The 23,849-nt window shown below is 62.8% G+C and carries 21 protein-coding genes; 15 read left to right on the top strand and 6 right to left on the bottom strand.

Annotation, left to right across the window (positions count from 1 at the left end):
* Positions 1-5: 5 nt before the first annotated feature.
* The 13 genes from J1G18_RS14205 to J1G18_RS14145 all read left to right on the top strand — a co-directional run bounded on the left by J1G18_RS14205 (position 6) and on the right by J1G18_RS14145 (position 15,027).
* Positions 6-1,031 carry a polysaccharide biosynthesis/export family protein gene (locus J1G18_RS14205; protein WP_098964572.1) on the top strand — a complete coding sequence of 342 codons (1,026 nt, stop codon included), beginning with the start codon at positions 6-8 and terminating at the stop codon, positions 1,029-1,031.
* A 17-nt stretch (positions 1,032-1,048) separates the two neighbouring features.
* On the top strand, positions 1,049-2,641 hold the full coding sequence (locus J1G18_RS14200; RefSeq protein WP_223007916.1) for a GumC family protein: 1,593 nt from the start codon (positions 1,049-1,051) through the stop codon (positions 2,639-2,641).
* Positions 2,638-3,729: a glycosyltransferase family 4 protein gene (locus J1G18_RS14195; protein WP_210558971.1), complete on the top strand. Its 1,092-nt coding sequence runs from the start codon at positions 2,638-2,640 to the stop codon at positions 3,727-3,729. Before J1G18_RS14200 ends, J1G18_RS14195 begins: the two co-directional genes overlap by 4 nt.
* The gene (locus tag J1G18_RS14190; protein ID WP_134786784.1) at positions 3,726-5,096 is read left to right on the top strand and encodes an O-antigen ligase family protein; all 1,371 of its coding nucleotides are present in this window, start codon (positions 3,726-3,728) and stop codon (positions 5,094-5,096) included. The genes J1G18_RS14195 and J1G18_RS14190 overlap by 4 nt, the downstream gene beginning before the upstream one ends.
* On the top strand, positions 5,093-6,061 hold the full coding sequence (locus tag J1G18_RS14185; RefSeq protein ID WP_098964579.1) for a glycosyltransferase: 969 nt from the start codon (positions 5,093-5,095) through the stop codon (positions 6,059-6,061). Before J1G18_RS14190 ends, J1G18_RS14185 begins: the two co-directional genes overlap by 4 nt.
* A complete protein-coding gene (locus tag J1G18_RS14180; protein WP_223007915.1) occupies positions 6,054-7,190 on the top strand; it encodes a glycosyltransferase in 1,137 nt (378 codons plus the stop codon). Before J1G18_RS14185 ends, J1G18_RS14180 begins: the two co-directional genes overlap by 8 nt.
* A gap of 13 nt (positions 7,191-7,203) precedes the next feature.
* Positions 7,204-8,205: a polysaccharide deacetylase family protein gene (locus J1G18_RS14175; protein WP_098964582.1), complete on the top strand. Its 1,002-nt coding sequence runs from the start codon at positions 7,204-7,206 to the stop codon at positions 8,203-8,205.
* Positions 8,202-9,506 (top strand): lipopolysaccharide biosynthesis protein, encoded by a 1,305-nt coding sequence (locus J1G18_RS14170; protein WP_135296944.1) that lies wholly within the window; start codon positions 8,202-8,204, stop codon positions 9,504-9,506. Before J1G18_RS14175 ends, J1G18_RS14170 begins: the two co-directional genes overlap by 4 nt.
* Complete coding sequence (locus J1G18_RS14165) at positions 9,503-11,422, top strand: hypothetical protein (protein WP_223007914.1); 1,920 nt, start codon at positions 9,503-9,505, stop codon at positions 11,420-11,422. Before J1G18_RS14170 ends, J1G18_RS14165 begins: the two co-directional genes overlap by 4 nt.
* A gap of 215 nt (positions 11,423-11,637) precedes the next feature.
* Positions 11,638-12,327: a GNAT family N-acetyltransferase gene (locus J1G18_RS14160; protein WP_223007913.1), complete on the top strand. Its 690-nt coding sequence runs from the start codon at positions 11,638-11,640 to the stop codon at positions 12,325-12,327.
* A gap of 4 nt (positions 12,328-12,331) precedes the next feature.
* Entirely contained in the window at positions 12,332-13,516 is a 1,185-nt protein-coding gene (locus J1G18_RS14155) for a GNAT family N-acetyltransferase (protein WP_223007912.1), read from the top strand.
* Positions 13,488-14,279, top strand: a complete 792-nt coding sequence (locus J1G18_RS14150) for a ChbG/HpnK family deacetylase (RefSeq protein ID WP_223007911.1) — start codon at positions 13,488-13,490, stop codon at positions 14,277-14,279. Before J1G18_RS14155 ends, J1G18_RS14150 begins: the two co-directional genes overlap by 29 nt.
* Before the next feature lie 55 nt (positions 14,280-14,334).
* Complete coding sequence (locus J1G18_RS14145) at positions 14,335-15,027, top strand: GNAT family N-acetyltransferase (protein ID WP_223007910.1); 693 nt, start codon at positions 14,335-14,337, stop codon at positions 15,025-15,027.
* A 135-nt stretch (positions 15,028-15,162) separates the two neighbouring features.
* Here the strand turns inward: J1G18_RS14145 and J1G18_RS14140 are convergent, their stop codons facing one another.
* Together J1G18_RS14140 and J1G18_RS14135 are read right to left on the bottom strand one after the other, a co-directional pair.
* On the bottom strand, positions 15,163-15,969 hold the full coding sequence (locus J1G18_RS14140; protein ID WP_135296175.1) for a class I SAM-dependent methyltransferase: 807 nt from the start codon (positions 15,967-15,969) through the stop codon (positions 15,163-15,165).
* Between the two features lie 400 nt (positions 15,970-16,369).
* Positions 16,370-17,257 carry a LysR family transcriptional regulator gene (locus tag J1G18_RS14135; protein WP_096796201.1) on the bottom strand — a complete coding sequence of 296 codons (888 nt, stop codon included), beginning with the start codon at positions 17,255-17,257 and terminating at the stop codon, positions 16,370-16,372.
* A 129-nt stretch (positions 17,258-17,386) separates the two neighbouring features.
* Between J1G18_RS14135 and J1G18_RS14130 the strand changes: the two genes are divergently transcribed.
* On the top strand, positions 17,387-18,403 hold the full coding sequence (locus J1G18_RS14130; protein WP_223007909.1) for an alpha/beta hydrolase: 1,017 nt from the start codon (positions 17,387-17,389) through the stop codon (positions 18,401-18,403).
* 207 nt (positions 18,404-18,610) lie between these two features.
* On the top strand, positions 18,611-20,038 hold the full coding sequence (locus J1G18_RS14125; RefSeq protein WP_027611592.1) for a mechanosensitive ion channel family protein: 1,428 nt from the start codon (positions 18,611-18,613) through the stop codon (positions 20,036-20,038).
* Positions 20,039-20,230: 192 nt separating this feature from the next.
* Here the strand turns inward: J1G18_RS14125 and ycaC are convergent, their stop codons facing one another.
* From ycaC to J1G18_RS14105, 4 genes are all read right to left on the bottom strand, one after another.
* Complete coding sequence (gene ycaC / locus J1G18_RS14120; RefSeq protein ID WP_007961287.1) at positions 20,231-20,854, bottom strand: isochorismate family cysteine hydrolase YcaC; 624 nt, start codon at positions 20,852-20,854, stop codon at positions 20,231-20,233.
* Positions 20,855-20,922: 68 nt separating this feature from the next.
* A complete protein-coding gene (locus J1G18_RS14115) occupies positions 20,923-22,761 on the bottom strand; it encodes an amidohydrolase (protein WP_202370322.1) in 1,839 nt (612 codons plus the stop codon).
* Positions 22,762-22,791: 30 nt separating this feature from the next.
* On the bottom strand, positions 22,792-23,418 hold the full coding sequence (locus J1G18_RS14110; protein ID WP_095136682.1) for an antibiotic biosynthesis monooxygenase: 627 nt from the start codon (positions 23,416-23,418) through the stop codon (positions 22,792-22,794).
* Positions 23,411-23,827, bottom strand: coding sequence for a DoxX family protein (locus J1G18_RS14105; RefSeq protein WP_098964597.1), 417 nt, complete (start codon positions 23,825-23,827; stop codon positions 23,411-23,413). Before J1G18_RS14105 ends, J1G18_RS14110 begins: the two co-directional genes overlap by 8 nt.
* Positions 23,828-23,849: the final 22 nt, after the last annotated feature.

Genomic DNA, 23,849 nt, shown 5'->3' with positions numbered 1-23,849 from the left:
ACGCCATGAACGCCAAGATACTTGTTCTGCTGATGCTGCCGCTTGCAGGCTGCTCCAGCACTTCCGAAACCCAGAACATGCCGGTGAACATTCTCACCGCCACCCCGGCCAATGCCCAGGCCACCGATATGCCCAAGGTCGAACAGACCCTGCGCCCGCAAGACGTGCTGGATGTGATCTTCCACATCAGCACCAGCGGTTCGGACGCTTACCGCGTGCAGTCGGGTGACCAGATCGGCCTGAACTTCACCGCCGCCAGCCAGCTCAATGGCAACCAGTTGGTGCTGCCCGACGGCACCATCAACCTGCCCGGCGCCAACACCTCGGTGAAAATCGCCGGCCTGACCGCCGACGAAGCGCGCGATGAAATCCAGCGTGCTTACCAGCGCAAACAGCTGTTCCAGCCCAACCGCAATCAGCTGACCGTGCAGGTCATCAGCCCGCTGACCAATGAGCAGAACCTGAAAAGCGCACTGAATCACCCGGCCACCGGCATGAGCCGCGAGATCACCGTGGGCAATGACGGTTATGCAAGCTTTCCGGAAATCGGCGCGGTGCCGCTGCAAGGCATGACCATCAACCAACTGGAAACCTTCCTTAACCAGAAATACGCGCAATTGCCGGGGCGGATGAGCGTCGATGTGATGCTCAAGTCCACCGCCGGCAACGAGATCTACGTGCTCGGCGAAGTCGGCCAACCGGGTTCCTACCCGATCCGCCGTCCAGTGTCGGTGCTTGAAGCGCTGACCCTGGCGCGCGGCACCAACGTCAAGGCGCGCCTCGACTCGGTGGTGATCATGCGGCGCAACGGCAACCAGGTGCAGGCCGTGCACTACGACGTGGAAAAAGCCCTGTCGGGCGATGCGTCGCAGATCGCCTACCTGCAACCGGACGACATGCTGTTCGTACCAAAAACCAAACTGGCGAGTGCCGGCGATCTCGCCCGGCAACTGGCCGACGTGGTGTTGTTCCAGGGCGTGGGCTTCAGCTTCGGCTACCGCGTCGACAACAAAAGCAGCAGCAGTAACTGACTCTCAGGTGACCGATCATGAATCCAAAGGAAAACTACCTGCATGAGTTCTTCAGGATCTTCTTCGCCAACAAGCAACTGGTGAAACGGGTCTTCCTGATCTTTGCAGTCATCGCGTTGGTACTGCCGCTGGTGCTCAAACAGAGCTTCGATATCACCGCTCAGGTGATCGTGCAGTCGAAAAAACTCTCCCAGGGTGACGCCACCACGTCACTGACGGTCGATAACGCCACCTTCATTCCGCCGTCGCTGGCGGACATGGAAACCGAAAGCAACATCCTGCGGTCCCCGGCGCTGATCCGCCAGACCATCAGCGAGCTGCGCGACAAGGGCGAGTACAACCCGCCGGTGGGCGTGTTCGCCAAACTGGTGAGCGAACCGTTCCGCCGCTATATCTCTTCGCCGCTGCGTGAGTACGTGATCAATCCGCTGCGCAACATGCTCGGGCTGCAAACCGATCCGGTGCGTGACACCGTGCTCGACGGCCTGACGCAAGATGCGATCAACAGCCTGAAAATCGAGACCCTGCCCGGCTCCAACGTGATCTCGATCGTCTACAGCTTCCCCGATCCGCATCAGGGCACGACGTTCGTCGCCACTCTGCTGCAGAACTATCTGGGCAGCCGTCAGGCGCTGCAATCGATCGACCTGCCGCAATCCTTCTACGAAACCAAGAAGCACCTGTATCAGGTGCGTCTCGACGGGCTGGAAGGTAATCGGCAGGCGCTGCTGGAAAGTGTTGCATCGTCCGATCCGAAGGAAGAAATCACCTTCCGCCTGAACGCGATCAACACCGAAGAGCAAGCCCTGAACCTGTACCAGGATCGTCTGCTACAGAGCCAGCGCTGGCTCGAATACCTGAAAACCGCGCTGACGGCCGCCAGCAGCAACAAGCTCAACGACTACACGTTCCCCTTCACCTTCACCACCACCGTCGATAACGTGGCGTTCGAGGATCGGGAAATCAAACAGTTGGGCGAGCAACTGACCACTCAGGTCAGCCGCTACATGAATGACCTCGCGGTGTTCCAGCCCGGCAGCGAGCCGATGCTGCTGACCCGCGAACAGATCGCCCGCACCCGCCAGCAGTTCCTCAAAGTGGTGAGCAACCGCATTCAGGAGCGCACCAACGATCTGGCCGTGGTGCAACAGGTGATCGATCAGAAAACCGCGCGCATCGCCGAGTTCAAGAACCGCATCCACACCTTGCAGCAGACCCAGAGCAAGCTGCGGCAGATGGACACGGAAATCGACGCGCTGCACACGGCGTTCTCGACCTACGCGCAACGCTTTGCCGAAAGCAGCACCGCCGGTTCGCTCAACGACGACCTGTCGAACGCCAAGGTGCTCAGCCCGCCGTTCGAGCCGACCGAGCCAGCGTTCCCCAAACCGCTGCTGATCATTCCGTTCGGGCTGTTCACCGGTCTGCTGCTGGCGATAGCCCTGGTCTATGTGCGTGAGTTCTTCGATCACCGTTTCAAACACCCTGCGCAAATCACCCACGAACTGGGCCTGCCGGTGTTGCTGGTGATCAACGACGAGAACGTGCTGCCGAGCAATCCGCACAAGAACTGGACCGTGCCAAGCTTCGTGCACTGGGTGCGCAATTGAACACGCTGTCCACCCCGAACGCCGCGCTGCCGATCATTCATTTGCTCAGCAGCGGCGGCTTCTATGGGGCCGAGCGCATGCTGCTCGATCACTGCCTGGCGACACCGGGGCAGCACCAGGTGCTTTTCCTCGATGCACCGCCGGCGTTGATCGCGCGCTTTCGCGAGGCCGGGGTGGACTGCCGTGGCTGTGCCGGGCTGGGTGAGCTGTTGCGCCACCTGCGGGCCCGGCGCAGCGAACGGCCGCTGATCAACACCCACAACTTCAAAGGGCTGTTGTTCGGCTGGGTCGGCGCAACGCTGTTGCGTTTGCCGCTGGTCATCACCCAACACGGCTTCACCCCGCGCAGCCGCAAGCAGAAGTTCTACACCTGGCTGAGTCTGCAGTTGTGCCGCACGGCGTCGGTGGATCGGGTGGTGTGCGTGGCCGAGAGCATTGCCGTGCTGCATCGTCAGGCCAGCGTGCAGGCGGAAAAACTCCAGGTGATCCCCAACGGATTGCCCGCCGCCGACGCGCTGGTCAGCACCGTTGACCGCCAGCGCTGGCTCGCCGGTTACGTCGGGCGCCTGAGCAGCGAGAAAGGTCCGGACCTGTTTCTCGATGCGCTGATTCCGCTGTGTCACCAGCATCCGCAACTGGACGCGGTGATGCTCGGCGACGGCCCGGAACGCGAGGCGCTGCAGGAGCGGATCGACGCCGCAGGTTTGCAGCAACGGATTCGTCTGCCCGGCTACCAGACCGCCATGCAACCGTGGTGGCAGCGCCTGGATGCGCTGGTGATCAGCTCGCGCACCGAAGGCACGCCGATGATTCTGCTCGAAGCGATGCAGAGCGGCGTGCCGGTGGTGGCGTTCGCCGTCGGCGGCATTCCCGATGTGCTCGAGCACCGGCATAACGGTCTGCTGGCGACACCTGCCGACAGCGCCGACCTCGCCCGTCAGCTCGACAACCTGCTGAGCGAGCCGAAACTGGCCCGGCATTTGTGCGACAACGCAAAGCGTACGCAACAGGATCGCTACGACCTCAAGGCCCTGGCCGAACGCTGGTCGCAGCTGTACATCCGCACGGCACGGGAGGCACGCGCATGATTTTCCCGCTCTCGATCGTCACGCTGCTCGGGATGGTGTGCATCGGTCTGCTCGCCAGCCCTTATCCGTTTCTCGCACCCGGCGCGGTAATTGGCCTGGTGGGTTTCACAGTGTTGTATCGCAAGCCGGCCTGGGGCCTGCTGGGCATTGCCGCGCTGGTGCCGTTCGAAGGTTTCTTCAAGGACAGCGCATTGTCCGGAAGCAAACTGATCGGCGCTTCGCTGGCGGTGATCCTGATGCTGCAACTGGCCATGCACCAGATTCCTTCCGAGCGCCTGCGCAGCAATATCTGGCGGTTTCTGCTGTGGTTTCTGGCGCTGTATTTCCTCAGCCTGTTCAACACCGATGACCTGGGCATGTCGCTGGGGCATCTGCGCGAACTCAGCGTCGGGCTGATCCTGTTTGTCATCACCCTGCTGATCGGCCGTGAACTGAACCTCGACCTGTTCGCCCGCCTGGTGACCCTGAGTGTCAGCGCCACCTGTGCCATGGCGATGTTTTCAGTCAAATTCCAGGATCAGGGCCGCGCTGCCGGTCTGCTTGAAGACCCCAACGCCTTCGCCCTGCTGATCGCCTTCGCCATTCCGCTGGCGCTGCTGCTGGTGATTCGTGGGCCGAATCTGTTGCACCGCCTGTTCTGGGGCGCTTGCTGCCTGTTGCTGCTCGGCGGCATGACCAAGACCGAATCGCGCTCCGGGCTGGTGGTGGTGGCGTTGAGTCTGTTGATCGGCTGCTGGCACTACCGCGCGCAACTGACCCGCATTCGCCCACGGCACCTGGGTTTCGCCATGCTCGGCGCAGCCATCGTGATTCCGCTGGCGATCTACGCGATGCCCGCCGGTTACCTCGCGCGCATTCAGTCCCTGAGCGTGTTGAGCGCCGGCGCCAAGGGCCACGACGACGAATCCCTCGGCCGGCGCGCCTCGTACATCGTGGTCGGCGGGCAGATGATCCGCGAGAACCCGCTGCTCGGCTCCGGTCCCGGCACCTTCCCGCTGCACTACGCGACCACCGGTTACGCCAAGGCGTTTTCCGCCAACCGCAAGATCGGCGACCTGTATCGCCGTGCCCACAACACCTACCTGGAAATTTTCAGTGAACTGGGGATTCCCGCCGGCCTGCTGTTTGTCGGCATGCTCGGCCTGGGCCTGTACAACCTGATCCGCGCCCGCGCCGCGTGGATGCTGCGACGCGACTGGCAGCAGGCGGACCTGATGACTCACCTCGGGGTGAGCTTTCTGTCGCTGACCCTGTTCCTGATGTTCCTCAGCGCACCGAACCAGAAATACCTGTGGATCATGCTCGCGCTGACCAGCGTCCTGCGCCTCAAGGCCGAACAGGCGCCACTGACCGAGGCCAGGACATGAGCCGGATCAGCATCATCATCCCGATGTACAACGAGGCCCGGCACATCGGCCGCACGCTGCTGGCAGCGCAAAAAGCCGCACATGCGGCCGATGTCGAGTGCGAGTTGATTGTGGTCGACAACGGTTCGAGCGACGACGGCCCGCACATCGCCCGTCAGTTCGGTGCACAGGTGCTGGTGCTGCCGGGCCTGCTGATCGGTGCGCTGCGCAATCGCGGTGCGCTGCTGGCAAGCGGCGAGTGGATCGCGTTCATTGATGCCGACGTCGAAATGCCCGAAGACTGGCTCAAGCCCTTGTTCGAGCTGCAAGCCGAGGGTCAGGCCGACGTCTTCGGTCTCGACCTGCACACCCCCGCCACTGCGCCGTGGTACGCCGCCGCCTGGCAACGGCGCACGCTGCGCCCGTCGAGTCAGGCATCGCACCCGGTGGACTGGCTGCCCAGTTCCAACCTGCTGATGCGCCGGCGCTGGTTCGACAAGGTCGGCGGCTTCAACGAACACCTGCGTACCGGCGAAGACAAGGAATTTACCCTGCGCCTGCACGAACAGGGCGCGCGGCTGCTGTCGGTGAACAGCAGCGTGGCCCTGCATTGGGGCTACGAGATGAACTGGCGCGAGTGGATGGGCAAGGAAATGTGGCGTCAGGGCAGTCATCTGCAACTGCTGCGCACTCACGGTTTCAGCCTGCGCCTGCTGCGCTTTCCTCTGCTCTCGCTTGGCGCGTGGCTGCTCGACTTGCTGGCGATTTCCGCACTGCTCAACGGTTTTCCGCACCACGCGGCCGTCATGGTGATGCTGACCACGATACCGGCGCTGGTGCTGAGCATTCGCCAGAGTTCACGCCATCATGATGTGGGCCTGACCCTGCAACTGTGGGGCCTGCACTGGGTGCGGCTGCACCTGGCCGGGGCGGCGTTGATTCTCAGTCTGTGTCATTGGAACGCCAGGAGGCCTGCCCGTGGCTGAATTCATTTTCTGGATGTGCCTGCTGCTGCCGGTATACGCCTACCTTGGCTACCCGCTGCTGCTGACTGTACTGGCGCCGCTGTTCCCGGCCTGGCGCCACAGCCCGGCGCCGCCGCTGAACATCAGCATCGTGATTGCCGCGCACAATGAGGCGCGGCACATCGAGCACAAGTTGCGCACGCTGCTGGCGCAGGACTATCAGCCGGCCACGCTGCAGATCATTCTCGCCAGCGACGGCTCGACCGACGACACCGTGGCCTGTGCGCACAAGGTGGTCGATTCGCGCATCACCGTGCTCGATCTGCCGCGCCAGGGCAAAGCGGCAACGCTGAATGCCGGTGTAGCCCTGGCGACTGGCGATATTCTAGTGTTCACCGACGCCGACAACCAATGGTCGCGGGAAACCCTTGGCTACCTGCTGGCGCCGCTCAGTGACGCGAATGTCGGCGCCTGCGCCGGGCACATGGTGATTCCGGTGACCGGCGGCGGCCTCAGCGTCGGCGACAGTCTGTACCGGCATTACGAGGGCTGGCTGCGTCGGGTGGAGAACCGCACCGGCTGCATGGTCTCGGCCGACGGCGCCCTGCTCGCCCTGCGCCGCGAGCTGTTCCAGAGCGTGCCGGCGGAGGTCAACGACGACTTCTTTCTCAGCACCTGTGCACCGGTGGCCTTCAAGCGCATTGTGTACGTGCCCGAGGCGCAAGTGATCGACCACGGTGTCGACGAAGCGGACAAACAGTTCCGCCGCCGTCAACGCGTCACCGTCGGTGGCCTGCAAAGCCTCGCCCAGCGCAGTGAGCTGCTCAACCCACTCAAACATGGCCTGTATTCGCTGGCGCTGATCAGCCACAAACTGATCCGGCGCCTGGCACCGATCCTCCTGCTGCCGCTGCTGCTGAGCAACTTCTGGCTGTGGGATGACCACGGTTTCTATCGACTGGCCCTGATCGCCCAACTGTTCGGCTACGCCATTGCGCTGGCCGGACTGCTGGACTCGCAACATCGCTTGCCCAAACCGTTTCGTCTGGCCGCGTTCCTGCTGGTCACCCTCGCCGGGATGAGTCTCGGCCTGTGGCAGTTCCTGCGCGGCCACCGATATGCCCAGTGGAACCCTGAACAAAACCGTTGAGAGGACCGAAGCCATGGCGATCAAACAATTAATAAAACGCACCAGTGGCTGGCTTTACCTCAACTCGCCCGTGGGACGAAACCAGTTGCACGGCGCCGGGGTGATTCTGATGCTGCATCGGGTGCTGGCCAACGACCGCGCCGCCGACTTGCCGCACCGCAATGAGCTGTGTGTCGGGCCCAAGGCGTTCGAGCACCTGCTGGTGTGGCTGCGCCGGCACTTCGATTGCGTGCCGCTGATGGACATCCTCACGCCCACCGCATTGCGCAGCGAACGCCCACGGGTGGCGCTGACCTTCGACGATGGCTGGCGCGACAACGCGGTCAATGCGTTCCCGTTGCTGCAAAAACATCAGGTGCCAGCGAGCATTTTTCTCTCCACCGATTTCATCGGCAGCCGTCAGCGCTTCTGGTGGGAAAGCCTTGGCGAAACCCTGTGGGGCAGCCACGGCGAAAAGGCCCGCATGCATCTGATCGAATGCCTGCACGTAATCCACCACCCGGTGCCGGTGCTGGTGGATGACATCGACGTCGATCGCCGCAGCCTGTCGCTGCTGCATTACCTGCAAAGCCTGAAAACCCTTGAACCGGCGATGCTCGAACGCCTGACCGACGAATGCCCGCCCGAAGCGCAGCCGCAAGCGCTGGACTGGCATCAGGTACGCGCGCTGGAGGCTTCGGGGCTGGTGCGTTTCGGCCCGCACGGCGCCAGCCACGCGATCCTCACTGAACTGGACGATGTGCGCCTGAGCGAAGAAATCAGCCGCAGCCGCGATGCCTTGAGCAACGGCTGCAACCGGCCGTTGCCGGTGTATTGCTACCCCAACGGCAACAACGACGAGCGGGTGCGCAAGCAGATTGCTGCCCACGATTACCCGTTCGCGCTGGGCACCGGCACCGGCATCTATCGCGGTGAAGGCGATCCGCTGAACCTGCCGCGTTTCGGTGTCAGCCAGCGTACTGCGCGCAATCCTGAGCTGCTGTCGTGGCGCATCTTTCGTGGAAACCGGCCATGAGCCGCAGCCATTACCTCAAGCATCTGGCGCTGAGCATGGGCACCAAACTGGCGATGATCGCCTTGCGCCTGCTGCGCAACGTGTTGCTGGCGCGGATCCTCGGGCCGAGCGAACGGGGGCTGTTTGCGCTGCTCAGCACCTTGCCCGACCTGATCAGCGCCGCCACCAGTGGCGGGTTGAATTCAGCCGTGGGTTATCAAGCCGCCAAGCAACGGCCGATGGGGCTGCTGTTGAGTCAGGTGCTGGTCTTCGGTTGCTTGCTCGCCGGTCTGCTGACCTTGCTGGTGGTGGCGCTGGTGCGTGAGTTCGGCAGTGAGCTGGATGTCACAGTACAACTCGGTCTGCTGGCGTGGCTGTTGCTGCTGGCGGTGCCGCTGACCGTGCTGAAAAGCGGCCTGCTGACCCTGCACAACGCCTCCGGCGGCGTGGTCGCGTTCAACGCCTTGCGCCTGACCGAATCACTGGCGCCACTGCTGCTGTTTCTCGCACTGTTCTGGATGTGGAAAAGCGCGGCGCTGGAAGCGGCGTTGATCAGTTGGCTGGCCGGGATCAGCCTGGTGGTGCTGGCCGGTTGGGTCTGGCTCAAACGCGCGCAACCGCTGCAGTTGCAATGGGATCGCGCCAGCCAGAACGAACTGCTGCGCTACAGCGCGCGCAGCCATCCGGATCTGCTGTTCCAGCAAGTGATTCTGCGCTCGGACTACCTGTTCATCGGCGCCCTGCTCGGCAGCACCGCACTGGGTCATTACGCGATGGCCAGTGCCGCCGCCGAACTGCTGCTGATCGTGCCGGAAGCGGTGACCACGCCGCTGATGAAACGCCTGCTACAACAGGACGAAGGCATGGACAAGGTCACCCCGCTGGCCCTGCGCCTGACCGCCACGGTGATGCTCGGCGCGTGCCTGAGCATGGCCGTGATCGGCAACTGGCTGATCGTCACCCTGTTCGGCATCGCCTACCAACCGGCGTATCCGGCGCTGCTGGCGTTGCTGCCGGGGCTGCTCGGCCTGTGCTACGCGAGCATCCTGCGGCTGGACCTGCTGGGGAAAAACCGCCCCGGCACGGTGTCGCTGCTGATGGGCCTCGGCGCCCTGCTCAATCTGGCGCTGAACCTGGTGTTGATTCCGGCCTACGGCATCGTCGGCGCGGCAGCGGCGTCGTCGATTGCCTATCTGGCGGTGACGGTGGCGATGCTGGTGTTGTACTGCCGTTTGAGCGGCGTGGCGTTCTGGCAAACCCTGATCATCCTGCCCAGCGACATCGCGCCGATGTGGCAGATGTTGCACCGGAAGGCCGCATGAAAGGCCTGGTCCTGCTGCTCGGTCTCGGCCTGTCGCTGGACGCCTTTGCCGCGTCGATGCGCTGGGGCGAGATCCGCGACGGCAGCCTGTACCTGCAAACCGACCGTCCGGACACCGTGACCGTGCGCTGGACACCCGCGTGGCAGGCCGAGGCCAACGAAGAGCATCTGTACCTGCTCGACGGCCAGGGCAAATTGCAGGGCGAGCGCTTGATCAAGGCCAGCGAAACCCGCGGCACCCAGAGCTGGGCGTTGCTGCCGGGTGCCGCCAGTTATCGCCTGGAAATTCCCGGCTACAGCTTCCGCAATTACCGGGTCGAACACGACGAGCACACGGTGGCGCTGTTCGAACCGGCCAAGGTGCATTTCAGCGCGCAGACGCAGAATGGCGACGAGTTGTATTTCAAAGTCGCGCCGGGGGAACACGCGGTACTCGCCGGCAAGTTCCATGGCGGGGTCAATGCGTTGCAGGCGCAGCGAGTGGGCGATGATCAGTCACTGACGCTGACGCTCAAACCCTATCGCGCCTATTGGCAGTTCGATCAACTGGCGTTGCCGGTCAGCGAGCGCGAACAGGTCTGGCGCCTGCGCCTGCAAGGCAGCGGCAAAGCAGCATTCTGGCTCGACGGCACGGCCAATCGGTTTGCGCAGACTCCGCAGCAACTCAAACCCGTGCGCGAAGAGACCGGCCAGATCCACCTGACCCTGCACGACAAAATCCTCGGGCGCACGCCGGATCTGGGCATCGCCCTGCCCTACGTGATGCCACCCGCCAGTAGTCACGCGGTGCTGGATGCGCTGAAACCGACCGCCGCCAGTTATTACAGTTTTGTCGATGTCACGGCGAAGAATCCGCACTTCGAAGACGCGTTCCGCAAGGCTTATCAGGAGCGCTTCGGCATCCGTCAGGACATCACCCTGCTCGCCGGCAGCCAGCGTCAGGCCGATCTGCGCGCCGACGTGCAAAGCAATGGCGGCCTCGATGCATGGCTGGCCGGCACCCGCGCCTTGGGCGGCAAAGGCACGCACTACATCGGTTTTGCTGATGAGCCGAACCTCAACTATTCGAGCTTCGAGCAATACCGGGCGATTTTCACCAGCATGGCCAGGCAGGTGCGCAGCGATCCGGCGAATGCCAAGGCCGGCGTGCGCATCGCCATGCCGGCCAGTTCACGGCTGGTCAACGGGCCGTTCGCCGACAACGCGGCCGACAAGCGCGGCATCGACTGGGCGCGGCGCTTGCTCGGCGAGTCCGCCGAGCAGATCGACGCGCTGGCGTGGCACGAATGGATGATCCGCGACCTGCTCGCCACCCGGGTCTACCGCGACAGCGTGCGCCGCGCCGCCGAACTGGTCGGCCTCGACGCCCACGGCCAGCCGCGCAAAGCCTTGCTGCTGGATCAGACCAATCTGTCCAGCGGTTCCAGCCTCAGCCCCTACGATCAGGAGACGCACTACGCCTCGCTGTGGTGGGCGTCGGTGGTGATCAACGCTTCGCAGGACGGTTTGCTGAGCATGCTCAACTGGTTTCAGGCCGCCGATGAACCGCAGTATCCCAAGGGCATGATCCGGGTTTTGGGCGCTGAGCGTTTTGAGCTGAAACCGGTGGGTCTGGCCCAGCAGTTCATCGCGCAGCATTGGCTGCACCAAGTGCTGTGGCTAGAGAACGATGGCTTTGAAGTCGATGTGCTGGCGATGGCCGGCGACGAGCAGCGGGGTCTGCTCGGTGTGAACAAGGGCACGCGTTTGCAGCGTGTTGACCTGAGTGGCGCCAAGTGCCCGCTGAACAACGGTGCGTTGCGTTACTTCGGCGCGGACAACCGCAGCCGCGACGCGCCATTCGCCTGCCGCGACGGACGCGTCAGCTTCGACTTGCCAGGGGAAACCCTGTTCGCCCTGAGCTGGAGCGCGTCATGAAGCCAATTCCGAATATCAGAAAAGGTAAAGCGAACAAAGATTTGTGGGTAGGGAGTTTTTGTGGCGAGGGGATTTATCCCCGATCGGCTGCGCAGCAGTCGTCGCTTTTAGCCTGTAAATGCGGGGCCGCTTCGCAGCCCATCGGGGATAAATCCCCTCGCCACAGAGCCCCTCGCCACAGTTGTTCGCCCTGCCGGAACGCCGGAGTACAGAACATGGGTACCGTCAGCAAACTCAGCCAGCACATCAAACAAAAAGGCCTGCGCGCCACCCTCGCCAAGGCGTGGAAGCACTACGTGTTTTTCCATCAGGAATTGCTGTGGATGGAACGCGATCTGGTCAGTCCGGTGCCACCGCACAGCCTCAAACCGTATCCGCCGCTGCGGGTGGTGAAGATCACCGCCAACAACGCCAGCGCCTTCGCCCGCTACTTCGGCGACCGCGTCGGGACCATGGCCGAGCTGGCCAACGAAGGCCACACCGGGCACATGCACCTGGACGATCAGGGCGATGCCGTGGCGTTCATCTGGGGCAGCGCACGGGACTACTTCGACCGGCATTACTACGGCTGCCTGTTCCCGGTGAAAGCCGGCGAGTTCTTCGAATTCGGTGGCGAGCTGACCCGTGCCTACTGGGGCAGCGAACTCTCGGTGGACCTGCAACTGGAACTGTGGAAAGCCATGGCGGCCCAGGGCTGCGACAAGGTGGTGGACGTCTGCGAGTTCCACAACGTCCCGGCGCTGAAACTGCACCTGCGCATGGGTTACACCGAGCAAGGCCGGATCATGAATGTCTACACCCTGTTCGGTCGCTGGCACTTCTACCGCGAAACCCGCTACAGCGGTTCGCGACTGGATGCGCTGCGCAAACCGTCCCGTCCACCTGTCACAGCCACGGCGGTCTGAGCCTATGACGGCGCGATTCGAATGGCGCACTTCACTGTGCGCCGCCGACTTCCCGGCAGCCGCCTATGAAGCGCTGCGCCTGCAGGTGACGGATCACACGCCGTTCAACCACCTGGGCTGGTTGTGCGCGGCGGAGCAGGCACTGGGCGCGGGTGAGCGCCTGCACATCCTACTCGGTTGGGAAGCGGACGAATTGCGCCTGTGCCTGCCGCTGGTAGCGGGTCGTGAGCGCTTTGCCGGCGTGCCGTTTCGTGTACTGCACCACTTGGGCTATCCGCTGGCGGACCGGCTGGCGCTGCTGTCATTGCTCAAGGGCGAAGACATGCGCGAAGCCTTGCACCTGATCCGCCGACAGCTGCCGCACGCCCTGCTGCAACTCAACGAATTGTCCGAGCCGGCGGGTGAGGAAAGCGCCCTGACCGAATGGATGGCCCACAGTTCTGCGGGCGAACGCCGCCTCAGTTGCCGGGTTCCGGTGCATCTGATCAGCGACGCGGATCACCAGGAGGTCTCCGGCGACCCGCGCTACAAGCTGCGGCGGGCGCGCAAACGGATTGCCGCGTGTGGCGCCCAGGTGCGACGCATCTGCCCCGACGCGCTGAGCATGGGTCCGCTGTTGCGGGCGATCAGCGAAGTCGAGGCGGTGAGCTGGAAAGGCGACGAAGGCGTGGGGATTTTCGCCAGCGAACGCAGTCGGCAATGGATCGAACGCGCCTTCACTGCCCTCGCCGGCCAGGGCCTGGTGCGAGTGGTGACGCTGGAACTCAACGGACGTTGCATCAGCTATCGCCTCGGCTTGCTGGAGCAGGGCCGACTCTACGATTACAACCTCGCGTTCCTGCCGCAATACGCCGATCTGGGCAGCGGCCGGGTGCTGCTGGAGGAATGGATTCGCTGGGGGCTGGACGAGCATTGGCGCTGGATCGATGCCTCGCGGGTCAGTCTGGAAAACTCCAGCCACCAACTGCACGAACGCATGACTGGACAACTGGAACACTGGCGCTGGAGTTTCTATTCCTGGCGCCCCAGCGGGATGTTGCTGGGGCTGGGATTGCGGCTCTGGCAGCGCTTGAAACCGACGGTGCAGCAATGGCGCGCGCGACGTGCGGCCAGACCGGCACCGGCGCCCACACCTGTCGTCATCACCACGGAGGGCGATCATGCCTCGCCAAGTCATAGTCAACGCTGACGATTTCGGGTTGAGCCCGAACGAAAACGCGACGATCTTCGCCGCGTTTCAGGCCGGGGTCATCAGCTCGGCCACGGCCATGGCCAACATGCCGGCGTTCGAAGCAGCCTGCGCGATGGCCCGGCATCCGTCGCTGCAAGGTCGGGTCGGGTTGCATTTCAACCTGACCTACGGGCGGCCGCTGAGTACCTCAATCCTGCGCAGTCGCACCTTCTGCGACGGCCACGGCGTATTCGACCTGAGCCTGCCACGGCACAGCCTGTGGCTCGGACGTGAGGATCGCGACGCGGTGCGTAAAGAGTTGCAGGCGCAGTGGCAGCGCTGTGTCGAACATGGCGTGCGACCTAGCCATATCGACTCGCATCAGCACGTACACAACATCTGGCCGATCGGCGAAATCGTCGCGCGCTTTGCCGCCCGGCAAGGCGTGCCGATTCGCCTGGCGCGCAACCTGGGGCAGAACCTCAGTCTGCCCAAACGTGTATTCAAAGGTTTGCTCAACTGGCGCTTGCAGAGTCTGGCCGGAGCCACGGCGGACTATGTGTGCACGCCGGTGGATCTGCGTAACGACCCCGCGCCGAGCGACGGCGTGCTGGAAGTCGTTGCCCACCCGAATCAGCTGGGCAGCGATTTCGGTGATGCCTACCTCAATCCCGGAGAATCCCTGAGCCACGTGCTGGAGCAGCGGCTGCCGGGTGTGCCACGGGTGTCCTATGCCGATCTGCACAAGGATTTTTTACGCGGTGCCGCGGCACTCGATTGATTCATCCCCACAACAGCAACATCCACCACACCGGGCTTCGGCCACGGAGGGCAACATGAACGTCATCGGAAAACTGCGTGACCGGATTCGTCAAAAAGGCTTTCGTAACTTCTTCGCCAGTCTGTGGAAGCGCTACGTGTTCTTCCACTGGGAACTGCTGTGGATGGAGCGCGATCTGGTGACCCCGGTGCCGCCACACAAGCTGCGGCCATACGAGGGAGTGCGCAAAATCGATATCACACCGCACAACACCGGGGCGTTCGCCAAGCATTTCGGTGACCGCGTGGAAACCATGGCCGAACTCGCCGCTGAAGGCCACACCGGGCACATGTACCTCGATGCCGACGGCCACGCGGTGGCATTCATCTGGGGCAGCATTCGCGACTACCACGACCGCCACTATTACGGCTGCTGGTTCCCGGTCAAACCCGGCGAGTTCTTCGAATTCGGCGGCGAAATGGCCCGGCCTTACTTCGGCACCAGCCTGTCGGTGGACGTGCAAGTCGCCCTCTGGGAAGCCATGGCCGCCCAGGGCTGTCATACCGTCGTGGACACCTGCGAAACGCGCAACATTCCGGCAATGAAACTGCACATCCGCATGGGCTACCACGAACAAGGGCGCATCACCCACGTTTACGGCCTGTTCGGCCGCTGGCGCTTCTACCGCGAAAGCCGCTACGACGGCTCACGCCTGGAACCCCTGCGCAAACCGGAGCGGCCGGCGGTGAGTGCGGCGGCGCAGGCTTGATTCGGTTGTAAAAGGCATGGCGGCCATTCGGCCGCCATCGCGAGCAGGCTCGCTCCTACAGTGGATTTGTGTACGACACCGATCACGTGTAGGAGTAAGCCTGCTCACGATGAGGCCAGATGGAGCAACAAATTCTCAGGTTTTGCGAGCGACCAAGGTGAAGCACAACGGCATCTGCGCCTCGCAATTCAGATACTGGTCATACACCTCCTCCCGATTCGAGTGCGCATACTCCTTGAAATGCGCGATGTTCAGCCCGGCCGCGATGGCGCCGCTGAAGATCGCGCCGAGGGTGTGCACGAACCAGTATGACTTGGCAGCCTGCTGTTCGACCTTGCCGACGTAGACGATCGGTTCTTCCTGCACGAATGGCTCGGCGCGAAAGTAGGAGCTGGCGAGGCGGTACGGGTCTTCGGCGTCGGGGTCGACCATTTCCAGAAACGGATGGGTTTCGTAGATCACCAGTTTGCCGCCCGGCTTCAGGGTCAACGCCACGTGGCGAAAGAACTCGCCGATGTCGGGCATCCAGTTCAGCACGCCGATGGTGATCAGCGCCACGTCGAAGCGGCTGTGCAGCGCAGCCGGCAGGTGATGGATATCGCTTTCGATGAATTCGGCGTTGTACGGCGAGCGCTGGTTCAACTCACGGGCCTGTTCGAGAAACGCCTCCGATTGATCGACGCCGACCACACTGCGCGCGCCGAGGGCAAACAGCGACAGGCTTTCGCGGCCGTTGTTGCAACCGAGTTGAATCAGCGCTTTGCCATCGACGCCGACCTGTTCCAGCACGCCACGCAAGGTGTCGTCGAGGCAAGAAAAATCAGCCTTTGACACCTCGTTCAACAGCGCTTGCCATTCCGCCGACTCACGGTGATGACGAGCAGAATCGTTCCACGCCTGTCGATTGCTGTCGATGGCGGTTTTATTGTTGGGCACTTCCATGGCGCACTCCGGGCGATGCTCGTGATTGAGCGGACCCGAGTCTAGAACAGCCCGATCAATACGGTTGTTGCGACTTTGTAAGCCACACCGCCGCTCCACTGTGGGAGCGAGCTTGCTCGCGAAGGCGTCGGCCCAGCCAACATCTTCATTGCCTGAACCACCGCTTTCGCGAGCAAGCCCGCTCCCACAGGGGGTAATGCGGCGGCTTCGTAGAGATTTTTGCGACCGGGCCTCATCGCTGCAAAAAGCTCCCACAAGATTTCAGATAGAACGCAAGATTTGCACACGTCACAAAACCTGTGGGAGCGGGCTTGCTCGCGAAGACGTCGGTCCGGCCAACATCTTCATCGACTGACACGACCTCTTCGCGAGCAAGCCCGCTCCCACACTTTTGGCGTGGTCACATCTGGTTCAGGCGTTCGCGCAGGAATTCGACCAGCGCCTGCACCGGGCGCGAAGCCTGGCGGTGCTGCGGATACACCGCCGACAGGGTCAGCGGTTCGGGGCGGTAGTCGTCGAGCACTGGCATCAGCCGCCCGTCCTTCAGCGCCGCGCCGACGATGAACGTCGGCAGATAAGTAATCCCCATCCCCTGCACCGCCGCGTCCCTCAGCAGCTCGCCATTGTTCACCCGCATGCGTCCGGTGACATTGACCAGCAGCGGCTTGCCCTGCCCCGCGTTGAAGCGCCATTGCACCGAACGACCGTGGCCGTACGGCAGGCAGTCGTGGCTGTGCAGGTCTTCGGGATTGAGCGGCGTGCCGCGTTCGGCCAGATATGCCGGGCTGGCGCAGTACACCCGTTCGATGGCGGCGATGCGCCGCGCAATCAACGTCGAGTCTTCCAGCACACCAATGCGCAGCGCCAGGTCATAACCTTCGCCAAGCAGGTCCACCGGGCGGTCGCTCAAATCCACCTCCACGGTGACATCGCGATAGCGCTGCAGGAACAGCGGCAGCAGACACCCCAGATGCGCGACGGCAAACGACAGCGGCGCACTGACGCGAATGGTCCCGCGCGGCTCGGCGGTCTGCCCGGCGATGCCCTGCTCGACCTGTTCCACTTCGCCCAGCAGACGCAGCGCCGATTCGTAGTAGCTCTGACCCAGTGGCGTGACGTCGAGGCGTCGGGTGGAACGGTTCAACAGCCGCACACCGAGGCGCTCTTCGAGCTGCATCAAACGGCGGCTGACGAACTGCTTGGACAGGCCCAACTGATCGGCCGCGGCGGTGAAGCTGCCGGAGTCCATGACCTGGCAAAAAATACGCATGTCTTCGAACGGGTTCATTGTCACTCTCTGGTAGACAGTCAAACGCTTTATAGCCGCTTTTTCACTTTTCGACAGCTCATTAATCTGTGCTCACGGTTTGAAAACAGCCCGACACAACACCAATAACTTTCGAAAATGGAATTGAGCATGAACATCAAAAAAACCCTGACCGCATCCTTCCTCGCCCTGTCCATCGGCAACGCGTTCGCCGCTGGCAGCCCGGGTGTCGAACACAACACCCAGGCGTTCCTCGAAGCCCTCGCCGCCGGCGGCGGCAAACCGCTGGAGCAACTCAGCCCGAAGGATGCCCGTGCAGTGCTGACCGGCGCTCAGGCCTCGGTAAAGGTTGACCTGTCCGGAGTTGAAGTCAGTGACAAGGCAATCAAGGTCGATGGCCAGACGATTAACCTCAAAGTGGTGCGGCCGGCCAAGGTCAAAGGTGAATTGCCGGTGTTCATGTTCTTCCACGGCGGCGGTTGGGTGTTGGGCGATTACCTGACGCACCAGCGCCTGATTCGCGATCTGGTGGTCGGCTCTGGAGCGGTCGCAGTCTACGTCGATTACACGCCGTCGCCGGAAGCGCAGTACCCGACAGCGATCAACCAGGCCTATGCGGCGACCAAATGGGTGGCTGAGCATGGCAAGGACATTGGCGTCGACGGCAAGCGTCTGGCGGTGGCCGGCAACAGCGTCGGCGGCAACATGGCGGCGGTCGTGGCGCTGATGGCCAAGGAACAGCAAACCCCGGCCCTGCGCTTCCAGCTGCTGATGTGGCCGGTGACCAACGCACAGTTCGACGACGGCTCGTACCAGCAATTCGCCGAGGGCCACTTCCTCACCAAGGGCATGATGCAATGGTTCTGGGACAACTACACCACCAACCCGGCCGAGCGCGCACAGATCCACGCCTCGCCACTGAACGCCAGCAGCGAACAGCTCAAGGGCCTGCCCGCCGCGCTGGTGCAGACCGCCGAGTTCGACGTGTTGCGTGATGAAGGCGAAGGCTATGCGCGGCATCTGGATGCGGCCGGTGTGCCGGTGACGTCGGTGCGTTACAACGGGATGATTCATGACTTTGGCCTGCTCAATCCGCTGAGTCAGATTCCCGAAGTGAAAGCGGCCGTGCGCCAGGCCGCGGCTGAGCTGAAAACACATCTGAACTGAGCCCCCCTCACTCGCCACACCTGACGGTGTGGCGAGTTTTTTGATTGCAAGAACCCTTGTGGTGAGGGGATTCATCCCCGATGGGTTGCGAAGCGACCCCGCCGCTAACCAGAAAGGCAGGGGACTGCTGCGCAGTCCATCGGGGATGAATCCCCTCACCACAAAAGCCTCTTCTACACCAACGTTCATGCAGTTCCGGAGATCGCCATGTCCATCCTCCTCACTCACCCATTGTCCTGGAGCGCCGCCCTGCTGCTGCTCGATGCGCTGCTCTGGCACCTCGCGCCGTTTCAGCATCGGGCACCGAGAGTCGGCATTCGCCTGGCGCTGTTTCTGGCGTTCAGCGCATTGATCATCAACGCCGAGATCAGCCCGTTGCAGGCGCCGCTGTTCGCCGATGACCGGGTGATGCAACTGGGCGCAACGGCGTTGGGGATTGTCTGGTGGCTGTACGCTGCGCGGGTGCTCACCGAGGTGATCGGTCTGGCACTGATGCGGCGCATCGGCCACAGCGGTCGGCTGTTGCAAGACGTGATCGGTGCGCTGGTGTTTCTGGCGGCGATCGTCGCGGCCGCCGGCTATGTGCTGGAACTGCCGGTCAAAGGTTTGCTGGCGACTTCCGGGGTAGTGGCGATCGTCGTCGGTCTGGCGTTGCAAAGCACCTTGAGCGACGTGTTCTCGGGAATCGTGCTCAACACCACCAAGCCGTATCAGGTCGACGATTTCGTGGTGATCGACGGTGTCGAGGGCAAGGTCATCGACATCGACTGGCGCGCCACGCATCTGTTGACCAGCAGCGGCACGCTGGCCGTGGTGCCGAACTCGGTGGCGGCCAAGGCGAAGATCGTCAATCTCAGTCGCCCGACCAACCTGCACGGGGTGTCGATCAGCATCAAGGTGCCGAATCACATTCGCCCGCGGCGGGTGCTCGACGCCCTCGACCGCACGCTGCAGGGCAGCAGCAGTCTGCTGCTCAATCCGCCGCCCAAAGCCGTGTTGAAAGAGGCCGGCGAGGAGATGTCGGAGTACGTCGCCAGCGGCTTCATCAGTGAACTGAGCAAGAAAGGCGAAGTGCGCAATCAACTGTTCGACCTCGCCCATCGGCATCTCGAAGCTGCAGGTATTTCCCGGCATCCCGATGGCGTGATCGAGCCCTCGACCCGCGCCCGGGCGTTGCTCGATGAAGTGAAAGTTTTCCGCTCGCTGAGCCATGAGGAACGTGATCGCCTCGCCGAATCGATGGTCGCGCAGCAATACGCGGCCGGTCAGGTGGTGCTGGGGCTGGATGAAGTGCCCGACAGTCTGTTTGTCATCGCCACTGGTGTGGTCAGTGCAACCGTGCCCGACGGCAACGGCCAGACCGAGGCCGGACGCATGGGGCCGAGCGAGGTCATGGGCGAACAGAGCATCCTCGCCGATACCCCGTCGCAAGCCACGTTCACCGCGCTGACGTCGAGCATCATCTATCGCCTCGACAAAGCGCTGACCCGCCAATGCATGGAGCAGCGCAGCGAAGTCGGCCAGGCGCTGAACAAATTGCAGGCGGTGCGACAGCAGAACAGCCGGCTGGCGTTGATGGCCAAACCGGTGGCGGTGCGCAAGGGTGGTTTTTTAGGTTGGCTGCAAAAGCGCTGATGCGAGAGCAAGATCAAGAGCCCCCCTCACCCCAACCCTCTCCCCCAAGGGGGCGAGGGGGAAAGGGAGCCGATCTCCGTGTACTTCAATTTCGGAGATCGGCTCGGTATTGCAGGTCGGCGTATCGCGAACAAACCCCTCGGTCAGTCCCCTCTCCCTCTGGGAGAGGGCTAGGGTGAGGGGCTTCAGGCATCACTTGGCCGTGAACTTGGTGTAGCTGTTGATCAGGTTGCGGTAGTTCGGCAGGCGTTCGGACAGCAGATGCGCCAGGCCTTCCATGTCGTTGCGCCAGTCACCTTGCAGCTCGCACGCCACCGAGAACCAGTTCAGCAGGTGTGCACCGGCGGCCGACATGCGCGCCCACGCGGCTTGTTGCACGGTGGTGTTGAAGGTGCCGGAAGAATCGGTGACCACGAACACTTCGAAACCTTCAGCAATGGCCGACAGGGTCGGGAATGCTACGCAGACGTCCGTCACCACACCGGCGATGATCAGTTGCTTGCGGCCGGTGGCCTTGATCGCTTTGACGAAGTCTTCGTTGTCCCAGGCATTGATCTGGCCAGGGCGCTGAATGAACGGTGCATCGGGGAATTGCTCGCGCAACTCAGGCACGATCGGGCCGTTCGGGCCGGCATCGAAACTGGTGGTGAGGATGGTCGGCAGCTTGAAGAACTTGGCGATGTCGCCCAGTGCCAGCACGTTGTTCTTGAACTCGTTGGGGGTGAAATCCTGTACCAGCGAGATCAGACCGGTCTGGTGGTCGACCAGCAGCACGACCGCATCATCTTTGTTCAGACGCTTGTAGGGAACGCTCATGGGAAACTCCTCGGTGGATGGTTGTTGCGTGAGGCGCCGACCGGATGGCCGGCGCTTTTTTGTAGTGATCAGAAAGCGAAGCAAGAACAGCCGAACGCGCCCCAGAAACCGGCGAAGTCGCTGACCGGTGCGTTCGACAGTCGGGCTTTTTCATGGCTGTGCGAGTGCACTGCGCAAGCACCGACGCACTGGTGCACTTGCGCCTGCAAAGGCGAGTTCGGGCGCCAGTGGCCCGGCACCTTGACCACCGGCGACCAGTCCGGCAGCACGGGGATCGAGCGTGGGCCGAGGTCTTCGAAGTCGCCGGCGGCGTAGACGATCTTGCCGCCGACCACGGTCAGCACCGACTCGATCCACTTGATCGCTTCTTCCTCGACGTGGAAGAAGTCCGCGCTCAGCGCCGCCAGATCCGCCAGTTGCCCGACCTTGATCTGGCCCTTCTTGCCCTGCTCCGACGAGAACCAGGCGCTGCCGTGGGTGAACAGTTCCAGTGCGGTAGTGCGTGGCAGACCTTCTTCGTACAAGGCCAGACCGCCGACGGTGCGACCGCTGACCATCCAGTACAGAGATGTCCACGGGTTGTAGCTGGAAACCCGGGTGGCATCGGTGCCGGCGCCGACCGGTATGCCTTCGGCGAGCATGCGTTTGATCGGCGGCGTGGCTTCGGCGGCTTTCGCGCCGTAACGGTCAACGAAGTATTCGCCCTGGAACGCCATGCGATCCTGAATCGCGATGCCGCCACCCAGCGCCCGCACCCGCTCGATGTTCTGCGGGGTGATGGTTTCCGCGTGGTCGAAGAACCACGGCAGACCGTTGAACGGAATGTCACGATTGACCTTCTCGAACACGTCGAGCATGCGGCTGATTGATTCGTTGTACGTGGCGTGCAAGCGGAACGGCCAGCGCTGCTCGACCAGATGGCGCACCACCGGTTCCAGCTCCTGTTCCATGGTCTGCGGTAGGTCCGGACGCGGTTCGAGGAAGTCTTCGAAGTCGGCCGCGGAGAACACCAGCATCTCGCCGGCGCCGTTGTGCCGCAGGTAATCGTCGCCCTGGTGCAACTTGACGCTGCCGGTCCAGTTCTGGAAATCGGTCAGCTCTTCTTTGGGCTTCTGGGTGAACAGGTTGTAGGCGATGCGCACGGTCAACTGATCATCCTTGGCCAGTTGCTCAATCACCTGATAGTCATCTGGATAGTTCTGGAAACCACCGCCGGCATCGATCGCGCTGGTCAGGCCGAGGCGATTGAGTTCGCGCATGAACTGCCGGGTCGAGTTGACCTGATATTCCAGCGGCAGCTTCGGCCCCTTGGCCAGCGTCGAGTACAGAATCATCGCGTTGGGTTTTGCCACCAGCATCCCGGTCGGATTGCCATTGGCATCGCGGACGATCTCGCCACCCGGTGGGTTCGGCGTGTCGCGGGTGTAACCGGCAACCCGCAGTGCGGCACGGTTGAGCAGCGCGCGGTCGTACAGGTGCAGAACGAATACCGGGGTGTCCGGTGCCGCCTGGTTGAGTTCTTCGAGGGTCGGCATGCGTTTTTCGGCGAACTGGAATTCGTTCCAGCCACCCACCACGCGCACCCATTGCGGGGTCGGCGTACGGTCGGCCTGCTCCTTGAGCATGCGCAGCGCATCGGCCAGCGACGGCACGCCTTCCCAACGCAGTTCGAGGTTGTAGTTGAGGCCGCCACGGATCAGGTGCAGGTGCGAGTCGTTGAGACCGGGGATCACGCAGCGCCCGTGCATGTCGATCACTTGCGTGGCCGAACCACGCAGGGCCATGGCCTGGGTGTCGTTGCCAACGACGACAAAGCGGCCGTCCTTGATCGCCACGGCACTGGCCAGCGGCTTGCTGCGGTCTACGGTATGAAATTGGCCATTGAACAGAATCAGATCGGCGTTCATCGCAGTTCCTTTCGAGTAGATGAATGGGTGTCAGCGTGACGGCTGTTTCGCCGGCTCGACGTGAGCATGGGCCTGACCGGCTTCCAGCCACGGCGCGAACAACCGGGTCACGCGGGGCATGAACACGTACACCACCGACAGGACGATGGTCAGGGTGATCAGGAACGTGGCGACCACGTAGTTGGAAAGCAGCGGATGCAGCTTGAGCAGCGGCCCCCAGATCAGCGGCACCAGCAGCGTGTGCGGCAGAATCACCAGCAGGGTGATCACCGCTTGCTTCCAGCGCGGCGGCGGCTTCGCGGCATCGGCCAGCGGCGCGAACCAGAATTCGTTGACCGGCGCGACTTCGGTCTGGTCGCCATCAGCGAGCATCGGCGCCGCCTCATCCACCAGCGCCTGGCGCTGCGGCGACTCCAGCCACAGCTGCATGGCCTCGGTGGAGGAAAAGCGCAGGACGCAGGTGTAGGTGTCGAGACCGGCCAGTTTGCCGCGCACCACGTCGACCCCGAGGTGACCGTCGCGCTGCCCGGCGACCCGGACGATGTTGCGCAACCATGCTTCGTAAGGCTGTTCAAACCCGGCCTTGACCCGGTGCTTGACGATCAGGGTCACGGTTTCACCGACCCCCGGTGCTTTTGGACTCAGGGCTTCAGGCATAACGCAGCACTCCGGGCAGACGAACATTGAGCGCCAGGCGTCCCGGCCCGGCGATAAACACAGTGGCGAACAGGATCAACAGCAACCAGCCGAATTGCCCCTCGGCCACACTCCATTGCGGATGCACGACCAGCAGCGCCACCAGCAGAACAAAAAGAATAGGCAAGCAGGCCAATCGCGCCAGCACCCCGGCGACGATCAGTAGCGGACAGAGGACTTCAGCGAAAATCGCCAGGCAGAGTGTGAGGTGCGCGCCGAGGTGGAACGGGTCTTCGATCTGCTGCAATTGCGCGTTGAAGTCCAGCAGCTTGGGCAAACCGTGGACCCACAGCAGGAACAGCCCGCCGCTGACCCGCAGAAACAGCAGACCGACATCCTGTGCCTGTTCATCGTGTTGTGATGCGCTCATGACCCTACCCTTTAATCCTTAT

Origin of the sequence: Pseudomonas sp. MIS38 (assembly GCF_019891575.1) — a bacterium.
Lineage (GTDB): Bacteria > Pseudomonadota > Gammaproteobacteria > Pseudomonadales > Pseudomonadaceae > Aquipseudomonas > Aquipseudomonas putida_A.
Note: the sequence above shows the minus strand (reverse complement) of the source record. Positions and strands in the feature narration are given on the sequence as shown.

Excerpts from the sequence above, each read along its gene's own strand:
- J1G18_RS14205 (WP_098964572.1), top strand. The coding sequence starts at position 6 with ATGAACGCCAAGATACTTGTTCTGCTGATGCTGCCGCTTGCAGGCTGC.
- J1G18_RS14200 (WP_223007916.1), top strand. The coding sequence starts at position 1,049 with ATGAATCCAAAGGAAAACTACCTGCATGAGTTCTTCAGGATCTTCTTC.
- J1G18_RS14190 (WP_134786784.1), top strand. The coding sequence starts at position 3,726 with ATGATTTTCCCGCTCTCGATCGTCACGCTGCTCGGGATGGTGTGCATC.
- J1G18_RS14185 (WP_098964579.1), top strand. The coding sequence starts at position 5,093 with ATGAGCCGGATCAGCATCATCATCCCGATGTACAACGAGGCCCGGCAC.
- J1G18_RS14175 (WP_098964582.1), top strand. The coding sequence starts at position 7,204 with ATGGCGATCAAACAATTAATAAAACGCACCAGTGGCTGGCTTTACCTC.
- J1G18_RS14170 (WP_135296944.1), top strand. The coding sequence starts at position 8,202 with ATGAGCCGCAGCCATTACCTCAAGCATCTGGCGCTGAGCATGGGCACC.
- J1G18_RS14165 (WP_223007914.1), top strand. The coding sequence starts at position 9,503 with ATGAAAGGCCTGGTCCTGCTGCTCGGTCTCGGCCTGTCGCTGGACGCC.
- J1G18_RS14160 (WP_223007913.1), top strand. The coding sequence starts at position 11,638 with ATGGGTACCGTCAGCAAACTCAGCCAGCACATCAAACAAAAAGGCCTG.
- J1G18_RS14155 (WP_223007912.1), top strand. The coding sequence starts at position 12,332 with ATGACGGCGCGATTCGAATGGCGCACTTCACTGTGCGCCGCCGACTTC.
- J1G18_RS14150 (WP_223007911.1), top strand. The coding sequence starts at position 13,488 with ATGCCTCGCCAAGTCATAGTCAACGCTGACGATTTCGGGTTGAGCCCG.
- J1G18_RS14145 (WP_223007910.1), top strand. The coding sequence starts at position 14,335 with ATGAACGTCATCGGAAAACTGCGTGACCGGATTCGTCAAAAAGGCTTT.
- J1G18_RS14140 (WP_135296175.1), bottom strand. The coding sequence starts at position 15,969 with ATGGAAGTGCCCAACAATAAAACCGCCATCGACAGCAATCGACAGGCG.
- J1G18_RS14135 (WP_096796201.1), bottom strand. The coding sequence starts at position 17,257 with ATGAACCCGTTCGAAGACATGCGTATTTTTTGCCAGGTCATGGACTCC.
- J1G18_RS14130 (WP_223007909.1), top strand. The coding sequence starts at position 17,387 with ATGAACATCAAAAAAACCCTGACCGCATCCTTCCTCGCCCTGTCCATC.
- J1G18_RS14125 (WP_027611592.1), top strand. The coding sequence starts at position 18,611 with ATGTCCATCCTCCTCACTCACCCATTGTCCTGGAGCGCCGCCCTGCTG.
- ycaC (WP_007961287.1), bottom strand. The coding sequence starts at position 20,854 with ATGAGCGTTCCCTACAAGCGTCTGAACAAAGATGATGCGGTCGTGCTG.
- J1G18_RS14115 (WP_202370322.1), bottom strand. The coding sequence starts at position 22,761 with ATGAACGCCGATCTGATTCTGTTCAATGGCCAATTTCATACCGTAGAC.
- J1G18_RS14110 (WP_095136682.1), bottom strand. The coding sequence starts at position 23,418 with ATGCCTGAAGCCCTGAGTCCAAAAGCACCGGGGGTCGGTGAAACCGTG.
- J1G18_RS14105 (WP_098964597.1), bottom strand. The coding sequence starts at position 23,827 with ATGAGCGCATCACAACACGATGAACAGGCACAGGATGTCGGTCTGCTG.